Genomic DNA, 18,436 nt, shown 5'->3' with positions numbered 1-18,436 from the left:
GGGCGGGGAGCAGGGGGGCGCGGGCGGTGAGGTCCACGGACTGCGCCCGGAATCCGGCGAGGGTGCCCGCGGGCGGTCACCTCGTCGAACTCCGGGAGCGTCTCCATCTCGTGGTCGGTGCGGTGTTCGGACGAGTGGGCCATGCGGGCCACCCTGACGAGCGCCCTACTTCCCCAGGGGCAGGGCGGCCAGTCGGGCGACCAGCCAGGTCAGCGGCAGGAAGACGGCGAGCAGGACGCCGGCCCGCAGGGCGGCGGTGGTGCGCAGCAGGGCGGCGGGCGCGCCGAGGTCGGCGAGGGTCTCGGTGGTGGCGGCGCGTTCCTGGCGGGACTCCACGGCGGCGGTCAGCAGGGTGGCGACGGCGCACAGCACGACCAGGGCGGCCCCCAGGGCGGTGAGGTCGCCGTAGGGGCGGAAGGCGTCCTGGGCGTAGAGGACGGTGCCGCCGAGGGTGACGCAGGCGACGGCGGCGGCCAGGCCGAGGGGGCGGCCGATGCGCCGGGCCTGGGTCATCAGGGCCCGTCCGGCCAGCAGCCGGGCGGCGCCGGGGCGGCCGACCTGGAGCAGCCGGCCGCACAGATGGGTGAGGCCCGGGCCGGCGACGGCCAGGCCGACGGAGGCGACGACCCAGCCGGCGAGGACGGCCCCGCGGCCGCTGCCCAGGCCGCCGGGCAGGGCGGCGCCGCCGGCCGCGTAGGTCTCGGCGGCCAGGCCGAGGGCGACCACGGCCACGCCCCAGGGCAGTCCGCCGGGCGGGGCCTCCAGGGCGGGGCGGGCGCCGTCCGGGTCGCGTTCGGCGGCCGGCGGCTCCTTGCGGGGGCGCAGGGCCAGGGCGACGGTGGCGGAGGCGGCCAGCGGGACGACGGAGAGCAGGGTGAGGGCGGCGGGCAGGGGAAGCGGGCGGCCGGCGGCGGTGAGGTCGGCGGCGGCGCCGTCGAAGGGCGAGCCGGTGAGGTCGCCGCGCAGGTGCAGGAAGACGGCCAGCGCGATCAGGGAGCCGGTGACGCAGGCCAGCGCGGTGGCGGCGGCGGCGATCATGGCGAGCCGGGCGGGGCCGAGGCCGATGGCGGACAGGCCGGGCCGGGGCCGGGTGCCGGGGTCGGTGCGGGCGACGGCGAGGGCCAGGTGGACGGTGGCGGCGACGGGCAGCAGGCACCAGGCGAGCCGGGCCGGCGGGGCCGCGCCGCCGCCGGGGCGCACCAGCGCGTAGGCGAGGGCGCACAGCAGCAGGAAGCCGGTGACGGCGGCGGCGAGGGCGACCAGCAGCCGCCGGGCCAGGACGACGGGGTGGGAGCCGCGGGTCAGACGGAGAGCGAGCACGCGTCGCGCCCTTCCGCTCCGGTGGCCGCGTGGAACGGCGTCGCGCCGATGCGACGGCCGTCCAGCAGGTGCACGGTGCGGTCGGCGAGCGCGGCGATGTCCGGGTCGCCGGTGGTCATCAGCACGGTGATGCGGTGCGAGCGGGCGGCGGCGGTGAGGGTGCGCAGCACCTGGTTGCCGTCGGCGCGGTGCAGGGCGGCGGTCGGCTCGTCGGCGAACAGCAGCGGCGGCAGGGTGATCAGCGCGCGGGCGATGGCGATGCGCTGGCACTGGTCCTGGCGCAACTGGTGGGGGCGGCGGCGGGCGCAGTCGCCGGCGTCGAGCCGGTCGAGCCAGTCCAGCGCGGCGTTCTTGGCGGCGGAGCGGGCGGCGCCGCGCAGCAGCAGCGGCAGGGCGGCGTTCTCCCAGCCGGTCAGTTCGGGCACCAGGCCCGGTTCGGTGCCGATCCAGCCGAAGCGTTCGCGGCGCAACTGCTCGCGCTGGTGGCGGTCCATGGTGTGCAGCGGGGTGCTGTTGAACCACACCTCGCCCTCGGCGGGCACGAGCCGGCCGGACAGGCAGCGCAGCAGGCTGCTCTTGCCGCTGCCGCGCGGGCCGCACACGGCCAGGATCTCGCCCTCGCGGACGCCGAGGGAGACCCCCTGGAGCGCGGGGGAGCCGTTGGGGGAGTAGTGCAGGGCGCGTGCCCAGAGCACGTCGTTGTCCGGCGGGGCCACCATGGCGTACACCTCGCGATCGGTTCTGTCTGCGTCGTCGCCCGCTCCCGTACCGTCGCCGGCGCTCGCTGACGCGGAGCCTCGGCGGGGGTTCCCCCGTTCGGGGGAGTGGGGGTGGGGCCGGTCGGTCACAGGAACCGTAGGGAGCCGGTGGGCGGCTGCCGGGACAGCACACGGCCCGGGACCGCCCATCTCACTCGGATGGGGGCGGTCCCGGGCCGCGTTCAGCCTACGATCGTACGAGCGCGATCACGGTCACAGCTTCGTCCAGGCCTCGGTGAGGGTGGCCCGGAGGATCTGCTCGATCTCGTCGAACGTGGACTGGTCCGACACCAGCGGCGGCGCCAGCTGGACGACCGGGTCGCCGCGGTCGTCCGCGCGGCAGTACAGGCCGTTGTCGTAGAGGGCCTTGGAGAGGAAGCCGTACAGGACGCGCTCGGTCTCCTCGTCGTTGAAGGACTCCTTGGTGACCTTGTCCTTCACGAGCTCGATGCCGTAGAAGAAGCCGTTGCCGCGGACGTCGCCGACGATCGGCAGGTCGTTGAGCTTGTCCAGGGTGGCGCGGAAGGCGCCCTCGTTGTCCAGCACGTGCTGGGTGAGGTTCTCGCGCTCGAAGATGTCGAGGTTGGCGAGGCCCACCGCCGCGGAGACCGGGTGGCCGCCGAAGGTGTAGCCGTGCAGGAAGGTGTTGTCGCCCTTGTAGAAGGGCTCGGCGAGCCGGTCGGAGATGATGCAGGCGCCGATCGGGGAGTAGCCCGAGGTCATGCCCTTGGCGCAGGTGATCATGTCCGGCACGTAGTCGAACTTGTCGCAGGCGAAGATCGTGCCGAGCCGGCCGAAGGCGCAGATGACCTCGTCGGAGACGAGCAGCACGTCGTACTGGTCGCAGATCTCGCGGACCCGCTGGAAGTACCCGGGCGGCGGCGGGAAGCAGCCGCCGGCGTTCTGCACCGGCTCCAGGAAGACCGCGGCGACGGTGTCGGGGCCCTCGAAGAGGATCTGCTGCTCGATCTGGTCGGCGGCCCAGCGGCCGAAGGCCTCCGGGTCGTCGCCGAACAGCGGGGCGCGGTAGATGTTGGTGTTGGGCACCTTGTGCGCGCCCGGCACCAGCGGCTCGAACGGGGCCTTCAGGCCCGGCAGGCCGGTGATGGACAGCGCGCCCTGAGGGGTGCCGTGGTAGGCGACCGCGCGGGAGATGACCTTGTGCTTGGTGGGCTTGCCGACCAGCTTGAAGTACTGCTTGGCCAACTTCCAGGCGGTCTCCACCGCCTCGCCGCCGCCGGTGGTGAAGAAGACCTTGTTCAGGTCGCCGGGGGCGTGGTGGGCCAGACGCTCGGCGAGCTCCACGGCCTTCGGGTGGGCGTAGGACCACACCGGGAAGAAGGCGAGCTCCTGGGCCTGCTTGGCGGCCGCCTCGGCCAGTTCGGTGCGGCCGTGGCCCGCCTGCACCACGAACAGGCCGGCGAGGCCGTCGAGGTAGCGCTTGCCCTTGTCGTCGAAGATGTAGGTGCCCTCGCCGCGGACGATGGTCGGGACGGGGCTGTTCTCGTACGACGACATGCGGGTGAAGTGCATCCACAGGTGGTCGTAGGCGGTTTTCGAGAGGTCCTTGCTCACGGCTATCGGGTTCCCCACATATAGGTCTGCTTCTTGAGCTTGAGGTAGACGAAGCTCTCGGTGGAGCGCACGCCGGGGAGGGTGCGGATGCGCCGGTTGATCACATCCAGCAGGTGGTCGTCGTCCTCGCAGACGATCTCCACCATCAGGTCGAAGGAGCCCGCGGTCATCACCACGTACTCGCACTCGGCCATCGCGGTCAGCGCCTCGGCCACCGGGTCCAGGTCGCCCTCGACGTTGATGCCGACCATCGCCTGGCGGCGGAAGCCCACGGTGAGCGGGTCCGTCACGGCGACGATCTGCATGACTCCCTGATCGAGGAGCTTCTGCACGCGCTGGCGCACCGCGGCCTCGGAGAGGCCGACGGCCTTGCCTATCGCGGCGTACGGACGGCGTCCGTCCTCCTGGAGCTGTTCGATGATCGCCAGGGACACGGCGTCGATCGTCGGGGACGATCCGTTCCCGGTCCTGGGGTCTGCGCTTCGACTGGCCACACCTTCACCATGCACCGAACACCGTCGGTCTTGCAACCCGGGACTGATGTAATTCGTTGATCTCACGCCGTTTGGCCACCGAATCCGAAGTTCGGAGGCGTCGGCCCTGTCGAAAGCGTCGCATCAGCTATTAGGGTGGAGGTGTCCAGCCTGTGGACACCCACGGCACCGGACCCCAGAGCACCGCCAAGCACCGAGACCGACAGGAGGGGTGGCAAGTGACCACCGAGCTGCGTCGTCTGCGCAACTACATCAACGGGGAGTTCAAGGACGCCGCCGACGGACGGACCATCGACGTGGTCAACCCGGCCACCGGCGAGGTGTACGCCACGTCCCCGCTGTCCGGCCAGGCCGACGTCGACGCCGCCATGGAGGCCGCCGCGGCCGCCTTCCCGGCCTGGCGCGACACCACCCCGGCCGAACGCCAGAAGGTGCTGCTGAAGATCGCCGACGCCTTCGAGGAGCGCGCCGAGGAGCTGATCGCCGCCGAGTGCGAGAACACCGGCAAGCCCACCGAGCTCATGCGCACCGAGGAGATCCCCCCGGCGGTCGACCAGATCCGCTTCTTCGCCGGCGCCGCCCGCCTGCTGGAGGGCCGCTCCGCCGGCGAGTACATGGAGGGCCTGACCTCCATCGTCCGCCGCGAGCCGGTCGGCGTCTGCGCCCAGGTCGCCCCCTGGAACTACCCGCTGATGATGGCCGTGTGGAAGTTCGCCCCGGCGCTCGCCGCGGGCAACACCGTGGTCCTCAAGCCCTCGGACACCACCCCCGCCTCCACCGTGCTGATCGCCGAGATCATCGGCGCGATCGTGCCCAAGGGCGTCTTCAACGTGCTCTGCGGCGACCGCACCACCGGCAGCGCCATGGTCGAGCACCCGGTGCCCGCGATGGCCTCCATCACCGGCTCGGTACGCGCCGGCATCCAGGTCGCCGCCTCCGCGGCCAAGGACGTCAAGCGCGTCCACCTGGAGCTGGGCGGCAAGGCGCCGGTCGTGGTCTTCGAGGACACCGACATCGCCAAGGCCGTCGAGGACATCTCCACCGCCGGCTTCTTCAACGCCGGCCAGGACTGCACGGCCGCCACCCGCGTGCTCGTCCACCAGGACATCCACGACGAGTTCGTCGCCCAGCTGGCCAAGGCCGCGTCCGAGACCAAGACCGGCGCCAGCGACGACGCGGACGTGCTCTACGGGCCGCTGAACAACGAGAACCAGCTCAAGCAGGTCACCGGCTTCATCGACCGCCTCCCGGCGCACGCCAAGGTCGAGGCCGGCGGCCACCGGGTCGGCGACAAGGGCTACTTCTACGCCCCCACCGTCGTCTCCGGCCTCAAGCAGGACGACGAGATCGTCCAGAACGAGGTCTTCGGCCCGGTCATCACCGTCCAGTCCTTCACCGACGAGGCCCAGGCCCTCCAGTACGCCAACGGCGTCGAGTACGCCCTGGCCTCCTCCGTCTGGACCAAGGACCACGCCCGCGCCATGCGCATGTCCAAGGCGTTGGACTTCGGCTGCGTCTGGATCAACACCCACATCCCGCTGGTCGCCGAGATGCCGCACGGCGGCTTCAAGAAGTCCGGCTACGGCAAGGACCTCTCCGCCTACGGCTTCGAGGACTACACCCGCGTCAAGCACGTGATGACGTCCCTCGGCTGACGGACCGTCCGCCGCACCGCCAGGCCCCCGCGCCCGTACGCCCAGCCGTGCGGCCGCGGGGGCCTGCGCGCGTCCCCGGGTCGCACGGGTGCCTGCGCGGTCGCGGGGGCCGTGTAAAGGCCGCGTAAACGGCGGCGTAGTCTTTCCGATCATGAGCGAAGTCGGCGCCCTCCAGCGGCGCATACGCCGGTGGCTGGTCCTGTTCATCGTCTGCCTGGCCCTCAGCGGGCTCACGGCCTTCCCGCTCGTCACCGAGATGCGGCTCGCCGTCGACGCCCTGAACGGCTGGGCGTCCTTCCTCGCCGACGCCTTCCCCGGCCTGAAGGAGTGGATGCTGCGCGTCCAGGAGGGCGTCGAGACCGCCGACGGCCGCTACCCGTTCCTCCTCTACGGCACCGACTGGCTGGCCTTCGCCCACCTGGTCATCGCCGTCGCCTTCTACGGCCCCTACCGCGACCCGGTGCGCAACATCTGGGTGATCGACTTCGGCATGATCGCCTGCGCGGGGATCGTCCCGCTCGCCCTGATCTGCGGCCCGATCCGGGACATCCCCTTCTGGTGGTCGGTCATCGACATGTCCTTCGGCGTCTTCGGCATCCTGCCGCTGCTCGTCGTCCGCCGCCTGATCAAGCGCCTGGAGAGCCTGACCGCGCCGGTCGGCCCCCGGATGCAGCCGGCGGCCTGACGGCCGACGCCACCCGCGCGGCCAGATCCGGGCGGTTGGTGGTGACCGAGTCGACGCCGTGCGCGACCAGACGGCGCAGGGTGCGGCGGGTGTCGGCGGTCCAGGCCGAGACCAGCAGCCCCTGGCCGTGCACCCGGTCCACCAGCGCCCGGCTCAGCAACCCGAAGCGGTAGTTCAGCCAGCGCGGGGCGAGCGCGTCCAGCAGGACCGGGCGCGGCGGGGCCAGGCTCGTCCAGGTCAGCGCGATCTCGGCGGCCGGGTCGGCGGCGCGCACCAGCAGCATCGCGGACGCGCTGGAGCAGTAGTACGCCCGGTCGGCCGCGCCGCACTCCCGGACCGTCGCGGTCACCGCCCGGACCGACTCCTCGGTCGCGCCCGGCAGGTCCAGCATCACCCGCCGCCCCTCGGTCGCGGCCAGCGCCTCCGCCAGGGTCGGCACGCCCCCGTCCTCCGGGCCGGTCGCAGCGCGCAGCTCGGCCAGGGTGAGCGCGGACAGCGGGCGGTCCACCCGCCACAGCCGCCGCGTGGTGTCGTCGTGCAGCAGCACCGGCACGCCGTCCCGGGTCAGGCGTACGTCGGTCTCCACCGCGTCCGCGCCGTGCGCGAACGCCGAGCGGAGGGACGCGAGGGTGTTCTCCCGCACCCGGTAGGGATCGCCCCGGTGCCCGACCACGGCGAGCCGACGGGCACCGGCCGCCGGCGCCCCCGCCTCCCGGGGGCGGCCGCCGGGGGCTACCGGGCGAGCCATGCGGCCGTGTAGGCGTCGATCTCGGCCGCGATGCGGGACTTCCCGGCGAAGTCCAGGAAGGACGCCTCGACCGCCTGCTTCGCCAGGTCCGCCACGCCCCGCGCGTCCAGCTCCAGCAACCGGGCCGCCACCTCGTACTCGGTGTTCAGGTCGGTGCCGAACATCGGCGGGTCGTCGGAGTTGACGCTGACCAGGACCCCGGCCTCCACCATCTTCCGCAGCGGGTGCTCGTCCATGGCGGCCACCGCCCGGGTGGCGATGTTGGAGGTGGGGCAGACCTCCAGCGGGATGCGGTGCTCGGCGAGGTGCGCCAGCAGCCGCTCGTCCCGGACGGAGCTGGTGCCGTGGCCGATGCGCTCCGCGCCCAGCTCGGTCAGCGCGTCCCAGACCGTCTGCGGACCGGTGGTCTCCCCGGCGTGCGGCACCGAGTGCAGCCCGGCCGCGCGCGCCCGGTCGAAGTACGGCTTGAACTGGGGGCGCGGCACCCCGATCTCCGGGCCGCCGAGCCCGAAGCCGACCAGCCCCTCGGGCCGCAGGTCCACCGCGAGCCGGCAGGTCTCCTCCGCCGCCTCCAGGCCGGCCTCGCCGGGGATGTCGAAGATCCAGCGCAGCACCACCCCCAGCTCCTTCTCGGCCGCGCGCCGGGCGTCCTCGATGGCGTCCATGAACGCCTTCTCGTCGATCCCGCGCCGGGTGGAGCTGAAGGGGGTGACGGTCAGCTCGGCGTACCGGATGTTCTGCCGGGCCATGTCCCGGGCCACCTCGAAGGTCAGCAGCCGGACGTCCTCGGGGGTGCGGACCAGGTCCACCACCGACAGGTAGACGTCGATGAAGTGCGCGAAGTCGGTGAAGACGAAGTAGTCGACCAGCGCCTCCGGATCGGTGGGCACCTGGGAGTCGGGGTGCCGGGCGGCCAGCTCGGCCACGATCCGCGGCGAGGCCGAGCCCACGTGGTGCACGTGCAGCTCGGCCTTGGGCAACCCGGCGATGAAGGGGCGCAGTTCGGACATCGGCTTCCTCCGGTGGCGGTACGCGGTGCGGCGGGGGTGCGGATCGGGGTGTACGGGCCGCGAGGCTGGTCAGAGGTCATCGTAGGACGGCCGGTTAGCATGACCGGTACACGGATGGGGGAGTTCATGTCTGACAAGCGCGACCCGCACGACCCGTGGGCGCCGCCCGAGGGCGGGACGCCCCGGGAGCGGCCGGCCGACCCGCCGGCGACCCCGCCGCCTGGGGTGCACGACTTCCCGACGGTGACCTCCCTGCCCGGCGCGGACGGCGAGGTGCCGCCCCCGCCGCTCGCCCCCGGCGGTCCCTCCCCGACCATGCCGGGCGGCTACGGCCACGGCTACCCGGACCCGGCCGCGCCCCCCGGCGGCTACGGCTACCCGGACCCGGCCGCGACGTCCGGCGGCTACGGCCGCCCCGACCTCACGGCCACCTCCGCCGGCTACGGCTACCCGCCCGCGCCCGCCCCCGGGCCCGGCTACCCGGGATACCCGGGCTACGGCGCCTGGGGGTCCGGCGGCCAGTCCAACGGCATGGGCATCACCGCCATGGTCCTCGGCATCGTCGCCGTGGTGATGTTCTGCGCCTGGGGGCTGGGCGTCCTCCTCGGCATCCTGGCGCTGATCTTCGGCATCATCGGACGCAACAAGGCCAAGCGGGGCGAGGCGAACAACGGGGGCATGGCCCTGGCCGGCGTGATCCTCGGCTCGGTGGCCATCGCGGCCGGCGCGGCCTTCCTGGCGTTCCTGGTCTGGGCCGTCAACCAGGACGGCGGCGACGGCTCCGACCCCGACCCCTACCCGTACGGCTCGGCGCTGAGCCAGCCCGCCGCCGCGCCGCGCTGACCCCGCGCCGCCCGGGCGGCGGACGCTCCGGCCGCCCCGGCCCCGCGCACCCGCGCACCGCCCCCGTCCCATGCGGCCGTCACACCGCCGCCGCCCGGGCCCGCAGCTCCTCGCGGGCCTCCATCAGGGCGAAGCCCAGCAGGTTCAGCCCGCGCCAGTGCGCCGGCCGCAGGATGCGCTCGTCGTCGGCGGGCAGCCCGACGCCCCACACGCGGTCCAGCGGGCTCGCCTCCACCAGGACCCGCTCGCCGGTGGACAGCAGATAGGCGGTGAGCGCCGGATCGGCGGCGAACTTGTGCGTGCTGCCCGCCACCACCAGGCCGAACCGCTCGCGCGCCCAGACGTCCTCGTCGAAGCCGCGCACCTGCCGCCCCGCCTTCTTGGCCAGCGCCGGGTCCGGCGCCCGCACCGCCTGCCGCTCCGCCTCCGCGTCCCCGAAGAGGCGGGCCTTCCCGGCCATCATCCAGTGCTCGGCGGTGGCGTACTCCACCCCTTCGACGGTGAAGGGGGAGGGCCACCACTGGCTCAGGCAGCTCGGCCCCAGCCTGCCGTCCGGCCGCGGCCGGTGCCCCCAGAAGGGCAGGAACCGCACCTGCTCCCCGCGCTCGATCCGGGCCTGCAACGCGTCGATCTTCCCCATGCACGCGAGTCTCGCAGCCGCCACGGACAATGCGTACGGGTATTCGCCCGCCCACCCGACACATGGTCGACCGAATCCGTCGCGTAACCAAAAGGCAACGACGGAATCCCTTGGCTGGTCAGCGCCCCTCTGCCAGGATCGGCACTCAATTCAGGCCGGCGCAACACTGGAGTAAAGCGCCGGACGACCGCCGGACACCTCAGCCGGACACCGGGTCCCGACGGCACCCGCCGGACGAGCCGGGGCCCGGCGGACCGATCCGCTGGACAACTGGGACACGGAGAACGCCATGGGCAACCGCCAGGAGCCGGACCACCGGCAGGAGCCCGGCCGCCAGGGGCCGGACCGCAGGCCGGCCGACCGCTTCCCCGGGCTGGAGCAGTTCGCCGCCGGAGCCAACCACGTCGGCGGCGCGCTGCGGCCGGGGACCTCCGGCCGGAAGCACACCATCGTCGACCCGGCCACCGGCCAGGACGTGCTGACCTACGAGCTGGCCGGGCCGGCCGACGTGGACGCGGCGGTGGCCGCCGCCCGCGACGCGCTGCCGGGCTGGGCCGGGGCCACCCCCGGCGAGCGCTCCGAGGCCATGCACCGGTTCGCCGCCGAGCTGGACGCCCGCGCCGAGGACCTGGCCCGCGCCGAGTCCCTCCAGTGCGGCAAGCCGCTCAAGCTCACCCGCGAGTTCGACGTGCCCGGCACGATCGACAACACCGCCTTCTTCGCCGGCGCAGCCCGCCACCTCCAGGGCCAGTCGGCCGGCGAGTACAGCGGCGACCACACCTCGTACGTCCGCCGCGAGCCGATCGGCGTGGTGGGCTCCATCGCCCCCTGGAACTACCCGCTCCAGATGGCCGCCTGGAAGGTGCTGCCGGCCATCGCCGCGGGCAACACCATCGTGCTCAAGCCCGCCGAGCTGACCCCGCTGACCTCGCTGATCTTCGCCGAGGCGGCCACCGCGGCGGGCATCCCGGACGGCGTGGTCAACATCGTCACCGGCGCCGGCCTGGACGCCGGCGAGCACCTGGTGTCCCACCCGCACGTGGCGATGACGTCCTTCACCGGCTCCACCGCCGTCGGCAAGCGGGTCGCCGAACTGGCCACCTCCACCGTCAAGCGGCTCCACCTGGAGCTGGGCGGCAAGGCCCCCTTCGTGGTGTTCGACGACGCCGACCTGGAGGCCGCGGTCAACGGCGCGGTCGCCGGCGCCCTGATCAACACGGGCCAGGACTGCACCGCCGCCACCCGCGCCTACGTCCAGCGCCCGCTGTACGACGCCTTCGTCAGCGGGGTCGCCGACCTGATGGCCGCCGTCCGGCTGGGCGACCCGTTCGAGGACGGCACCGACCTCGGCCCGCTGATCAGCCACGCCCAGCGGGACCGGGTGGCCGGCTTCGTGGACCGGGCCCGGTCCTACGCCACCGTGGTCACCGGCGGGGTCGCCCCGCACAACGCGGGCGCCTACTACCGGCCGACCCTGATCACCGGGGCGGCGCAGGACAGCGAGATCGTCCAGGCCGAGATCTTCGGCCCGGTGCTGGTGGTGCTGCCCTTCGACTCCGACGAGGAGGGGCTGGCGCTGGCCAACGACACCCCCTACGGGCTGGCCGCCTCCGCCTGGACCCGGGACGTCTACCGGGCCGGCCGGGCCACCCGGGAGATCAAGGCCGGCTGCGTCTGGGTCAACGACCACATCCCGATCCTCAGCGAGATGCCGCACGGCGGATACAAGGCGTCCGGCTTCGGCAAGGACATGTCCAGCTACTCCTTCGAGGAGTACACGCAGGTCAAGCACGTGATGCTGGACAACACGGCGGTGGCCAGGAAGGACTGGCACCGCACGGTGTTCGGCGACCGCTGAGCCGGGAGCGCCGAGGGGCCGCCCTCCTCGGCGCCGTCCGGCCGGGCGTCCCGGATGCCGGAAGGGCTCTGGACCCCGCGCCCCGGCCCGTGTGAACTGATGCCCCGCACAGCGGACGGCGCGGTCCGCAAGACGGACACCTGCCGGGGCCCCGGGAGCCTTCCCGCCGCCCCCGCCTCGCACCTCCTGCCACCTCACCGCACCCCGGAAGCCACCGGTCCGCACGTCCTCCCCACCGGTCCCGTCCGAAAGGCACCGCCGCATGGAGCAGTACCAGCCCGAAAGCCTCTCCGCGGCCCAGGCGGCCGCCATGCGGCGAAGCCTGGCCAGCGGCCGGGGCGCCCTCACCCGGCGCTCGCTGCTGCGCGCCACCGGATACGGGGCGCTGGCCGCGGGCTCGCTCGCCGCCCTCAGCGGCTGCGGCATCCCGCCGGCCAAGCGGGAGGGCGGCGGACCGGCGGACACCGACCACTCGGCGAAGGAGAAGCGGCTCACCTTCTCCAACTGGACGCAGTACATCGACGTCAGCGACGACGAGAAGAGCCGGCCCAGCCTCCAGGACTTCACCCGGCGCACCGGCATCGCGGTCAAGTACACCGAGGACATCAACGACAACGTCGAGTTCTTCGGCAAGATCCAGCCGCAGCTGGCCGCCGGACAGGACACCGGGCGGGACCTGATCTGCGTCACCGACTGGCTGGCCGCCCGGATCATCCGGCTCGGCTGGGCGCAGCCGCTGGACCCCGGCAACCTGCCGAACGCCTACGCCAACCTCTCCGCCCAGTTCCGCCGCCCCGACTGGGACCCGGGCCGCGCCTACTCCTACCCGTGGACCGGCATCTCCACGGTGATCGCGTACAACGTGAAGGCCACCGGCGGGCGGAAGGTGGACTCGGTCACCCAGCTCCTGGACGACCCGAAGCTGAAGGGGAAGGTGTCCTTCCTCTCCGAGATGCGGGACTCCGTCGGGATGACCCTGCTCGACCTCGGCAAGGACCCGGGGGCGTTCACCGACGCCGACTTCGACGCCGCCGCCGGGCGGCTGAAGAAGGCCGTGGACACCTCCCAGATACGCCGCTTCACCGGCAACGACTACACCGCCGACCTCTCCAAGGGCGACATCGCCGCCTGCCTGGCCTGGGCCGGGGACGTCATCCAGCTCCAGGCCGACAACCCCGACATCCGCTTCGCCATCCCGTCCGCCGGCTACATCACCTCCACCGACAACCTGCTGGTCCCGGCCGGGGCGCGGCACAAGACCAACGCCGAGAAGCTGATCGACTACTACTACGAGCTGCCCAACGCGGCCCGGCTCGCCGCCTACATCAACTACGTCTGCCCGGTCGACGGCGTACGGGGCGAACTGTCCAGGATCGACCCCGAGCTGGCGAAGAACACGCTGATCCTCCCCGACAAGGCGATGGCCGCGAAGTCCCACGCCTTCCGCTCGCTCAGCGCCGACGAGGAGACGGCGTACGAGCAGAAGTTCGCCAAGATCACCGGAGCCTAGCCACCGCCCGCCCGCACCCCGCGACCGCACGCGGGGCCGGGCCGCCGCCGCATCCCCGACCCGACACCCCTGGGACCGCAATCCATGACGACTGACACTGACAGCACCGGCGGCGACGTCCGTCTGACCGGGATCAGCAAGACCTACGGCTCGTTCACCGCCGTGCACCCGCTGGACCTCACCATCCCGCAGGGCTCGTTCTTCGCCCTGCTCGGCGCGTCCGGCTGCGGCAAGACCACCACCCTGCGGATGATCGCCGGCCTGGAGGACCCCACCACCGGCACCGTCCGGCTCGGCGGGAGGGACGTCACCGACCTGCCGCCCTACAAGCGGCCGGTGAACACCGTCTTCCAGTCGTACGCGCTCTTCCCGCACCTGAGCATCTACGAGAACGTCGCCTTCGGGCTGCGCCGCCGGGGCGTCAAGTCGGTGAGGAAGCAGGTCGGCGAGATGCTCGACCTGGTGCAGTTGGGCGACCGGGCCCAGCAGCGGCCGCACCAGCTCTCCGGCGGCCAGCAGCAGCGGGTGGCGGTGGCCCGCGCCCTGATCAACCACCCCCAGGTGCTGCTGCTCGACGAGCCGCTGGGCGCCTTGGACCTCAAGCTGCGCCGCCAGATGCAGCTGGAACTCAAGCGCATCCAGACCGAGGTCGGCATCACCTTCGTGCACGTCACCCACGACCAGGAGGAGGCCATGACCATGGCCGACCAGGTCGCGGTGATGAACGGCGGCCGGGTCGAGCAGCTCGGCGCGCCGGCCGACCTCTACGAGAACCCGGGCACCACCTTCGTCGCCAACTTCCTCGGCACCTCCAACCTGATCACCGCCGGGATAGTGGAGAGCTCCGCCGAGGACCTGGTGGTCAGCGCCGGCGGCGGCAAGCTGAAGCTGCCGGCCGCGCGATGCCGGGCCGCCACCGCCCCCGGCGGCAGCCTGCTGGTCGGCGTCCGCCCCGAGAAGATCAGCCTGGCGCACGCCGACGACGCCGCCGGCATCCCCGAGGGCCGCAACCGGATCACCGGCCGGATCACCGCCTCCAGCTTCATCGGCGTCTCCACCCAGTACGTCGTCGACGGCCCCGCTGGCAGCGGCCTCCAGGTGTACGAGCAGAACGTCGAGCGCGACTCCCGGCTCGCCCCCGGCGCCGAGGTCGTCCTGCACTGGAACCCGGCCCACACCTTCGGTCTGGACGCCGGGCAGGCCATCGACGCCGGCACCCAGAAGGTGGAGGACGCCGCATGACCGGCACCGCCACGGTCGAGAAGGACCCGCCGCCGCTGACCACCGCCCCGACCGCCGACCAGGTGCGCAAGCCGCCGACCCGCCGCCGGCTGGTCCCGTACTGGCTGCTGCTGCCCGGCATCCTGTGGCTGGTCGTCTTCTTCGCGCTGCCGCTGGTCTACCAGGCGTCCACCTCGGTGCAGACCGGTTCGCTGGAGCAGGGCTTCGAGGTCACCTGGCACTTCGCCACCTACTGGGACGCGCTGGCCGAGTACTACCCGCAGTACGTGCGCTCGCTGCTGTACGCCGGCACCGCCACCGTGCTGTGCCTGCTGCTCGGCTACCCGCTGGCGTATCTGATCGCCTTCAAGGCGGGGCGCTGGCGCAACCTGGTCCTGGTGCTGGTGATCGCCCCGTTCTTCACCAGCTTCCTGATCCGCACGCTGGCCTGGAAGACGATCCTGGCCGACGGCGGCGCGGTGGTCGGCGCGCTGGACGCGCTGCACGTCCTGGACGTCACCGACTGGCTGGGCTGGACCCAGGGCGACCGGGTGCTGGCCACCCCGATGGCGGTGGTCTGCGGCCTGACGTACAACTTCCTGCCGTTCATGATCCTGCCGCTCTACACCTCGCTGGAGCGCATCGACGGCCGGCTGCACGAGGCCGCCCGCGACCTGTACGCCTCGCCGGCCACCACCTTCCGCAAGGTGACGTTCCCGCTGTCGATGCCCGGCGTGGTCTCCGGCACCCTGCTCACCTTCATCCCGGCCAGCGGCGACTACGTCAACGCCGAGCTGCTGGGCTCCACCGACACGAAGATGGTCGGCAACGTCATCCAGTCGCAGTTCCTCCGGGTGCTCGACTACCCGACCGCGGCCGCGCTGTCGTTCATCCTCATGGCCGTGGTGCTCATCATGGTCACCGTCTACATCCGGCGGGCCGGAACGGAGGACCTGGTCTGATGGTGCTGCTTGGCTGGATCCGCCGCCGGCTGGTCGTCTTCGCCGGCCTGCTCACGCTCGCCTACCTCATCCTGCCGAACGTCGTCGTGATGGTGTTCTCCTTCAACGACCCGGCCGGCCGCTTCAACTACGCCTGGCGGGAGTTCTCCACCGCCGCCTGGCGCGACCCGTGCGGGGTGGCCGACATGTGCGGCTCGCTCGCGCTCTCGCTCCAGATCGCCGCCTGGGCCACCCTCGGCGCGACCGTCCTCGGCACGATGATCGCCTTCGCCCTGGTCCGCTACCGCTTCCGGGCGCGCGGCGCGATCAACTCGCTGATCTTCCTGCCGATGGCGATGCCCGAGGTGGTCATGGCCGCCTCGCTGCTGACGCTGTTCCTGAACCTCGGCGCCCAGCTGGGCTTCTGGACGGTGCTGATCGCCCACATCATGTTCTGCCTGTCCTTCGTCGTCACCGCCGTCAAGGCCCGGGTGATGTCGATGGACCCGCGGCTGGAGGAGGCCGCCCGCGACCTGTACGCCGGGCCGGTGCAGACCTTCCTGCGCGTGACCCTGCCGATCGCCGCCCCCGGCATCGCGGCCGGCGCGCTGCTCGCCTTCGCCCTGTCGTTCGACGACTTCATCATCACCAACTTCAACGCGGGCTCCACCGTGACCTTCCCCATGTTCGTCTGGGGCTCGGCACAGCGCGGCACGCCCGTCCAGATCAACGTCATCGGCACGGCGATGTTCGCCATCGCGGTGCTGGTGGTCGTCGCGGGCCAGTTGCTGGCCCGCCGGCGCGACCGCGCCACGCAACCCTGAACGACCCCTGAGGGAGTTGGAAGCCATGGCCCCCGTCGCCATGCGGACCGCTGCACGATCGCTCTCGGACGCCCAGCCCGTCCCGTTCTGGCTGGAGGACCCCGGCAAGCCCGGCGCGCTGCCCGCCCTCACCGGCAGCGAGACCTGCGACCTGCTGGTCGTCGGCGGCGGCTACAGCGGGCTGTGGACGGCGCTGATCGCCAAGGAGCGCGACCCCGGACGGGACGTGGTGCTCATCGAGGGCCGCGAGGTGGGCTGGGCCGCCTCCGGCCGCAACGGCGGCTTCTGCGCCGCCTCCCTCACCCACGGCCTGGGCAACGGGCTGGCCCGCTGGCCCGGCGAGCTGGCCACCCTGGAGCGGCTCGGCGAGGCCAACCTGGACGCCATCGAGCAGGCGGTGGAGGCGTACGGGATCGACTGCGCCTTCGAGCGCACCGGCGAGATCGACGTGGCCACCGAACCCCACCAGGTCCAGGAGCTGGCCGAGATGTACGCCGAGGCCGACAAGCTCGGTCTGGCCGGCGGCCTGGAACTGCTGGACCGGGACCGGATGCGCGCCGAGGTCGACTCGCCCACCTTCCTCGGCGGCCTGTGGGACCGGCGCGGGGTCGCCCTGGTCGACCCGGCCAAGCTCGCCTGGGGCCTGAAGGCCGCCTGCCTGAGCCTGGGCGTCCGCATCTTCGAGAACACCCGCGGCCTGGACCTGGTGCGGGCCGGCTCCGGGATGGCGGTGCGCACCGACTACGGCCGGGTGCTGGCCCGGCAGGTCGCGCTCGGCACCAACGTCTTCCCCTCGCTGGTCAAGCGGCTGCGGCACTACACCGTCCCGGTCTACGACTACGCCCTGATGACCGAGCCGCTCAGCGGGGAGCAGCTCGCCTCGATCGGCTGGCGGGGCCGCCAGGGGCTGGGCGACAGCGCCAACCAGTTCCACTACTTCCGGCTGTCCGCCGACAACCGGATCCTGTGGGGCGGCTACGACGCGATCTACCCCTTCGGCGGCCGGGTGAGCGCCGAGCGCGACCAGCGCCCGGAGACCTCGCTGAAGCTGGCCGAGCACTTCTTCACCTGCTTCCCGCAGTTGGAGGGGGTCCGCTTCAGCCACGCCTGGGGCGGCGCGATCGACACCTGCTCGCGCTTCTCGGCGTTCTTCGGCACCGCGCACGGCGGCCGGGTCGCCTACGCGCAGGGGTACACCGGGCTCGGCGTCGGGGCGACCCGGTTCGGCGCGGACGTGATGCTGGACCTGCTGGCCGGTGAGGCGACCGAGCGCACCGAGCTGGAGATGGTCCGCTCCAAGCCGCTGCCGTTCCCGCCGGAGCCGATCGCCTGGGCCGGCATCGGGCTCACCAAGTGGTCGCTGGCCCGCGCCGACGCCAACGGCGGCCGGCGCAACCTCTGGCTGAAGACCATGGACAAGCTGGGGCTCGGCTTCGACAGCTAGCCGGCCGCACGGGACGGGACGGCGGCGGCATCCCGTCCGGGCCGGCGCGGAGGGGCGTCCATCCTATGAGCGCCCCTCTTCGCGCCCTCGGGTGCCTCCTTCACCACCGAAGATCCCGGGAACCCGCGTCATCTTCCGCGCCGCTTGTCGTCCGTTCGGGTGAGTGCGCCGCCCGACCGGCCGGCGCGGGGCACACGGATGCACGGATGCGGGGAGGCGCGGACGATGACGACCGGCACACGGGGACGAGACGGGGACGCGGCGGCCGAGCAGGTGCGGGCCGCCGTCGACTGGCTGGCCGGGGCCGCCCCCGACCCCGGCGCCTGCCGCTGGGAGTGGGAGCGCGGCCCGCTGGGCGTGGTGCTGCTGCCGGCCGGGCGGCGCTGGGACGTGCTGATCACCCCGGGGGACCTGGGGCTGGCCGCGCTGGCGGTGCTGTCCCGGCTCGCCGCCCGGCCGGGCCCGGTGCTCGCCGGGGTGGGGGAGGGGCGGCTGGGCTTCTTCGTCCCGCCCGGCACGGCCGCCCGCTGGTTCGGCACCGGGATCCGAGCCGCCGGGCCCGGAAGCTGGATCGCCGCCCCGCACCCGGCCCGAGCCCCGGCCGGCGGACGCTGGTTGGTCCTCCCGGACGGCCGGGGCACCCTCAACGACCCGTCCGTGCTGGAACTCGCCCTGCACGAGGCGGCGGCGGGGCCCTGAACGGCGTGGCCCGACTGACGAGGGGGTGTGCCGCACCCCTTGACAACCGCATTGGTCTGGACCAAATCTGTGCGGTGCCGCACCCCAACTCCCCCCTGCCCGGAGGCAGTCGTGCACCGCACTCCCCGTCGCGCCGCCACGTCCAGATCCGCCCCCGCCCCGCTGCTCGCCGCCGCCTCGTGCAGGGCGAGTTCCAGCACGGACGGGTCGT

Annotated in this window: 17 protein-coding genes; 10 read left to right on the top strand and 7 right to left on the bottom strand. The window is 72.9% G+C overall.

The genetic code is table 11. The features are described from left to right. Positions 1 to 165 precede the first annotated feature (165 nt). The 4 genes from C6N75_RS02655 to C6N75_RS02640 all read right to left on the bottom strand — a co-directional run bounded on the left by C6N75_RS02655 (position 166) and on the right by C6N75_RS02640 (position 4,147). Positions 166 to 1,320 carry a hypothetical protein gene (locus C6N75_RS02655; protein ID WP_105867203.1) on the bottom strand — a complete coding sequence of 385 codons (1,155 nt, stop codon included), beginning with the start codon at positions 1,318 to 1,320 and terminating at the stop codon, positions 166 to 168. Then, entirely contained in the window at positions 1,302 to 2,039 is a 738-nt protein-coding gene (locus C6N75_RS02650; protein WP_105867202.1) for an ABC transporter ATP-binding protein, read from the bottom strand. The genes C6N75_RS02655 and C6N75_RS02650 overlap by 19 nt, the downstream gene beginning before the upstream one ends. Positions 2,040 to 2,291: 252 nt before the next feature. Then, the gene (locus C6N75_RS02645) at positions 2,292 to 3,671 is read right to left on the bottom strand and encodes an aspartate aminotransferase family protein (RefSeq protein WP_105867201.1); all 1,380 of its coding nucleotides are present in this window, start codon (positions 3,669 to 3,671) and stop codon (positions 2,292 to 2,294) included. Next, entirely contained in the window at positions 3,656 to 4,147 is a 492-nt protein-coding gene (locus tag C6N75_RS02640) for an Lrp/AsnC family transcriptional regulator (RefSeq protein ID WP_181160300.1), read from the bottom strand. Before C6N75_RS02640 ends, C6N75_RS02645 begins: the two co-directional genes overlap by 16 nt. A 218-nt stretch (positions 4,148 to 4,365) precedes the next feature. Between C6N75_RS02640 and C6N75_RS02635 the strand changes: the two genes are divergently transcribed. Both C6N75_RS02635 and C6N75_RS02630 read left to right on the top strand, forming a co-directional pair. Then, a complete protein-coding gene (locus C6N75_RS02635) occupies positions 4,366 to 5,802 on the top strand; it encodes a gamma-aminobutyraldehyde dehydrogenase (RefSeq protein ID WP_105867199.1) in 1,437 nt (478 codons plus the stop codon). 151 nt (positions 5,803 to 5,953) lie between these two features. After that, a complete protein-coding gene (locus C6N75_RS02630) occupies positions 5,954 to 6,487 on the top strand; it encodes a hypothetical protein (RefSeq protein WP_105867198.1) in 534 nt (177 codons plus the stop codon). Here the strand turns inward: C6N75_RS02630 and C6N75_RS02625 are convergent. Further along, a complete protein-coding gene (locus tag C6N75_RS02625) occupies positions 6,429 to 7,235 on the bottom strand; it encodes a glycerophosphodiester phosphodiesterase (RefSeq protein ID WP_105867197.1) in 807 nt (268 codons plus the stop codon). The genes C6N75_RS02630 and C6N75_RS02625 overlap by 59 nt on opposite strands. After that, positions 7,220 to 8,245, bottom strand: a complete 1,026-nt coding sequence (locus C6N75_RS02620) for an adenosine deaminase (protein ID WP_105867196.1) — start codon at positions 8,243 to 8,245, stop codon at positions 7,220 to 7,222. The genes C6N75_RS02625 and C6N75_RS02620 overlap by 16 nt, the downstream gene beginning before the upstream one ends. A 126-nt stretch (positions 8,246 to 8,371) precedes the next feature. On the opposite strand from C6N75_RS02620, the gene C6N75_RS02615 reads away from it, so the two are divergent. Next, positions 8,372 to 9,088, top strand: a complete 717-nt coding sequence (locus C6N75_RS02615) for a DUF4190 domain-containing protein (RefSeq protein ID WP_105867204.1) — start codon at positions 8,372 to 8,374, stop codon at positions 9,086 to 9,088. Positions 9,089 to 9,167: 79 nt separating this feature from the next. On the opposite strand, the gene C6N75_RS02610 is transcribed toward C6N75_RS02615, so the two are convergent. Then, complete coding sequence (locus C6N75_RS02610; protein ID WP_105867195.1) at positions 9,168 to 9,728, bottom strand: NADAR family protein; 561 nt, start codon at positions 9,726 to 9,728, stop codon at positions 9,168 to 9,170. Positions 9,729 to 10,017: 289 nt separating this feature from the next. Here C6N75_RS02610 and C6N75_RS02605 point away from each other — a divergent pair, with 289 nt between their 5' ends. The 7 genes from C6N75_RS02605 (at position 10,018) to C6N75_RS02575 (ending at position 18,225) form a co-directional block, all read left to right on the top strand. Beyond that, the gene (locus C6N75_RS02605) at positions 10,018 to 11,586 is read left to right on the top strand and encodes a gamma-aminobutyraldehyde dehydrogenase (protein WP_105867194.1); all 1,569 of its coding nucleotides are present in this window, start codon (positions 10,018 to 10,020) and stop codon (positions 11,584 to 11,586) included. 262 nt (positions 11,587 to 11,848) lie between these two features. Next, positions 11,849 to 13,096: a polyamine ABC transporter substrate-binding protein gene (locus C6N75_RS02600; RefSeq protein WP_105867193.1), complete on the top strand. Its 1,248-nt coding sequence runs from the start codon at positions 11,849 to 11,851 to the stop codon at positions 13,094 to 13,096. 84 nt (positions 13,097 to 13,180) lie between these two features. Continuing rightward, the gene (locus C6N75_RS02595) at positions 13,181 to 14,338 is read left to right on the top strand and encodes an ABC transporter ATP-binding protein (protein WP_105867192.1); all 1,158 of its coding nucleotides are present in this window, start codon (positions 13,181 to 13,183) and stop codon (positions 14,336 to 14,338) included. After that, a complete protein-coding gene (locus C6N75_RS02590; RefSeq protein WP_105867191.1) occupies positions 14,335 to 15,279 on the top strand; it encodes an ABC transporter permease in 945 nt (314 codons plus the stop codon). The genes C6N75_RS02595 and C6N75_RS02590 overlap by 4 nt, the downstream gene beginning before the upstream one ends. Beyond that, positions 15,279 to 16,082, top strand: a complete 804-nt coding sequence (locus C6N75_RS02585) for an ABC transporter permease (RefSeq protein WP_105867190.1) — start codon at positions 15,279 to 15,281, stop codon at positions 16,080 to 16,082. The genes C6N75_RS02590 and C6N75_RS02585 overlap by 1 nt, the downstream gene beginning before the upstream one ends. A 25-nt stretch (positions 16,083 to 16,107) precedes the next feature. Then, positions 16,108 to 17,526 carry an NAD(P)/FAD-dependent oxidoreductase gene (locus C6N75_RS02580; RefSeq protein ID WP_105867189.1) on the top strand — a complete coding sequence of 473 codons (1,419 nt, stop codon included), beginning with the start codon at positions 16,108 to 16,110 and terminating at the stop codon, positions 17,524 to 17,526. A gap of 225 nt (positions 17,527 to 17,751) precedes the next feature. Continuing rightward, positions 17,752 to 18,225 carry a hypothetical protein gene (locus C6N75_RS02575; protein WP_105867188.1) on the top strand — a complete coding sequence of 158 codons (474 nt, stop codon included), beginning with the start codon at positions 17,752 to 17,754 and terminating at the stop codon, positions 18,223 to 18,225. Positions 18,226 to 18,436 lie beyond the last annotated feature (211 nt).

The organism is Streptomyces solincola (assembly GCF_002982015.1).
GTDB classification, from domain to species: Bacteria; Actinomycetota; Actinomycetes; order Streptomycetales; family Streptomycetaceae; genus Streptomyces; species Streptomyces solincola.
Note: the sequence above shows the minus strand (reverse complement) of the source record. Positions and strands in the feature narration are given on the sequence as shown.

What these genes read in the sequence shown, in the direction of transcription:
- C6N75_RS02650 (WP_105867202.1), bottom strand. Translation starts at nt 2,039, where the DNA reads ATGGTGGCCCCGCCGGACAACGACGTGCTCTGGGCACGCGCCCTGCAC.
- C6N75_RS02630 (WP_105867198.1), top strand. Translation starts at nt 5,954, where the DNA reads ATGAGCGAAGTCGGCGCCCTCCAGCGGCGCATACGCCGGTGGCTGGTC.
- C6N75_RS02625 (WP_105867197.1), bottom strand. Translation starts at nt 7,235, where the DNA reads ATGGCTCGCCCGGTAGCCCCCGGCGGCCGCCCCCGGGAGGCGGGGGCG.
- C6N75_RS02620 (WP_105867196.1), bottom strand. Translation starts at nt 8,245, where the DNA reads ATGTCCGAACTGCGCCCCTTCATCGCCGGGTTGCCCAAGGCCGAGCTG.
- C6N75_RS02615 (WP_105867204.1), top strand. Translation starts at nt 8,372, where the DNA reads ATGTCTGACAAGCGCGACCCGCACGACCCGTGGGCGCCGCCCGAGGGC.
- C6N75_RS02610 (WP_105867195.1), bottom strand. Translation starts at nt 9,728, where the DNA reads ATGGGGAAGATCGACGCGTTGCAGGCCCGGATCGAGCGCGGGGAGCAG.
- C6N75_RS02605 (WP_105867194.1), top strand. Translation starts at nt 10,018, where the DNA reads ATGGGCAACCGCCAGGAGCCGGACCACCGGCAGGAGCCCGGCCGCCAG.
- C6N75_RS02600 (WP_105867193.1), top strand. Translation starts at nt 11,849, where the DNA reads ATGGAGCAGTACCAGCCCGAAAGCCTCTCCGCGGCCCAGGCGGCCGCC.
- C6N75_RS02595 (WP_105867192.1), top strand. Translation starts at nt 13,181, where the DNA reads ATGACGACTGACACTGACAGCACCGGCGGCGACGTCCGTCTGACCGGG.
- C6N75_RS02590 (WP_105867191.1), top strand. Translation starts at nt 14,335, where the DNA reads ATGACCGGCACCGCCACGGTCGAGAAGGACCCGCCGCCGCTGACCACC.
- C6N75_RS02585 (WP_105867190.1), top strand. Translation starts at nt 15,279, where the DNA reads ATGGTGCTGCTTGGCTGGATCCGCCGCCGGCTGGTCGTCTTCGCCGGC.
- C6N75_RS02580 (WP_105867189.1), top strand. Translation starts at nt 16,108, where the DNA reads ATGGCCCCCGTCGCCATGCGGACCGCTGCACGATCGCTCTCGGACGCC.
- C6N75_RS02575 (WP_105867188.1), top strand. Translation starts at nt 17,752, where the DNA reads ATGACGACCGGCACACGGGGACGAGACGGGGACGCGGCGGCCGAGCAG.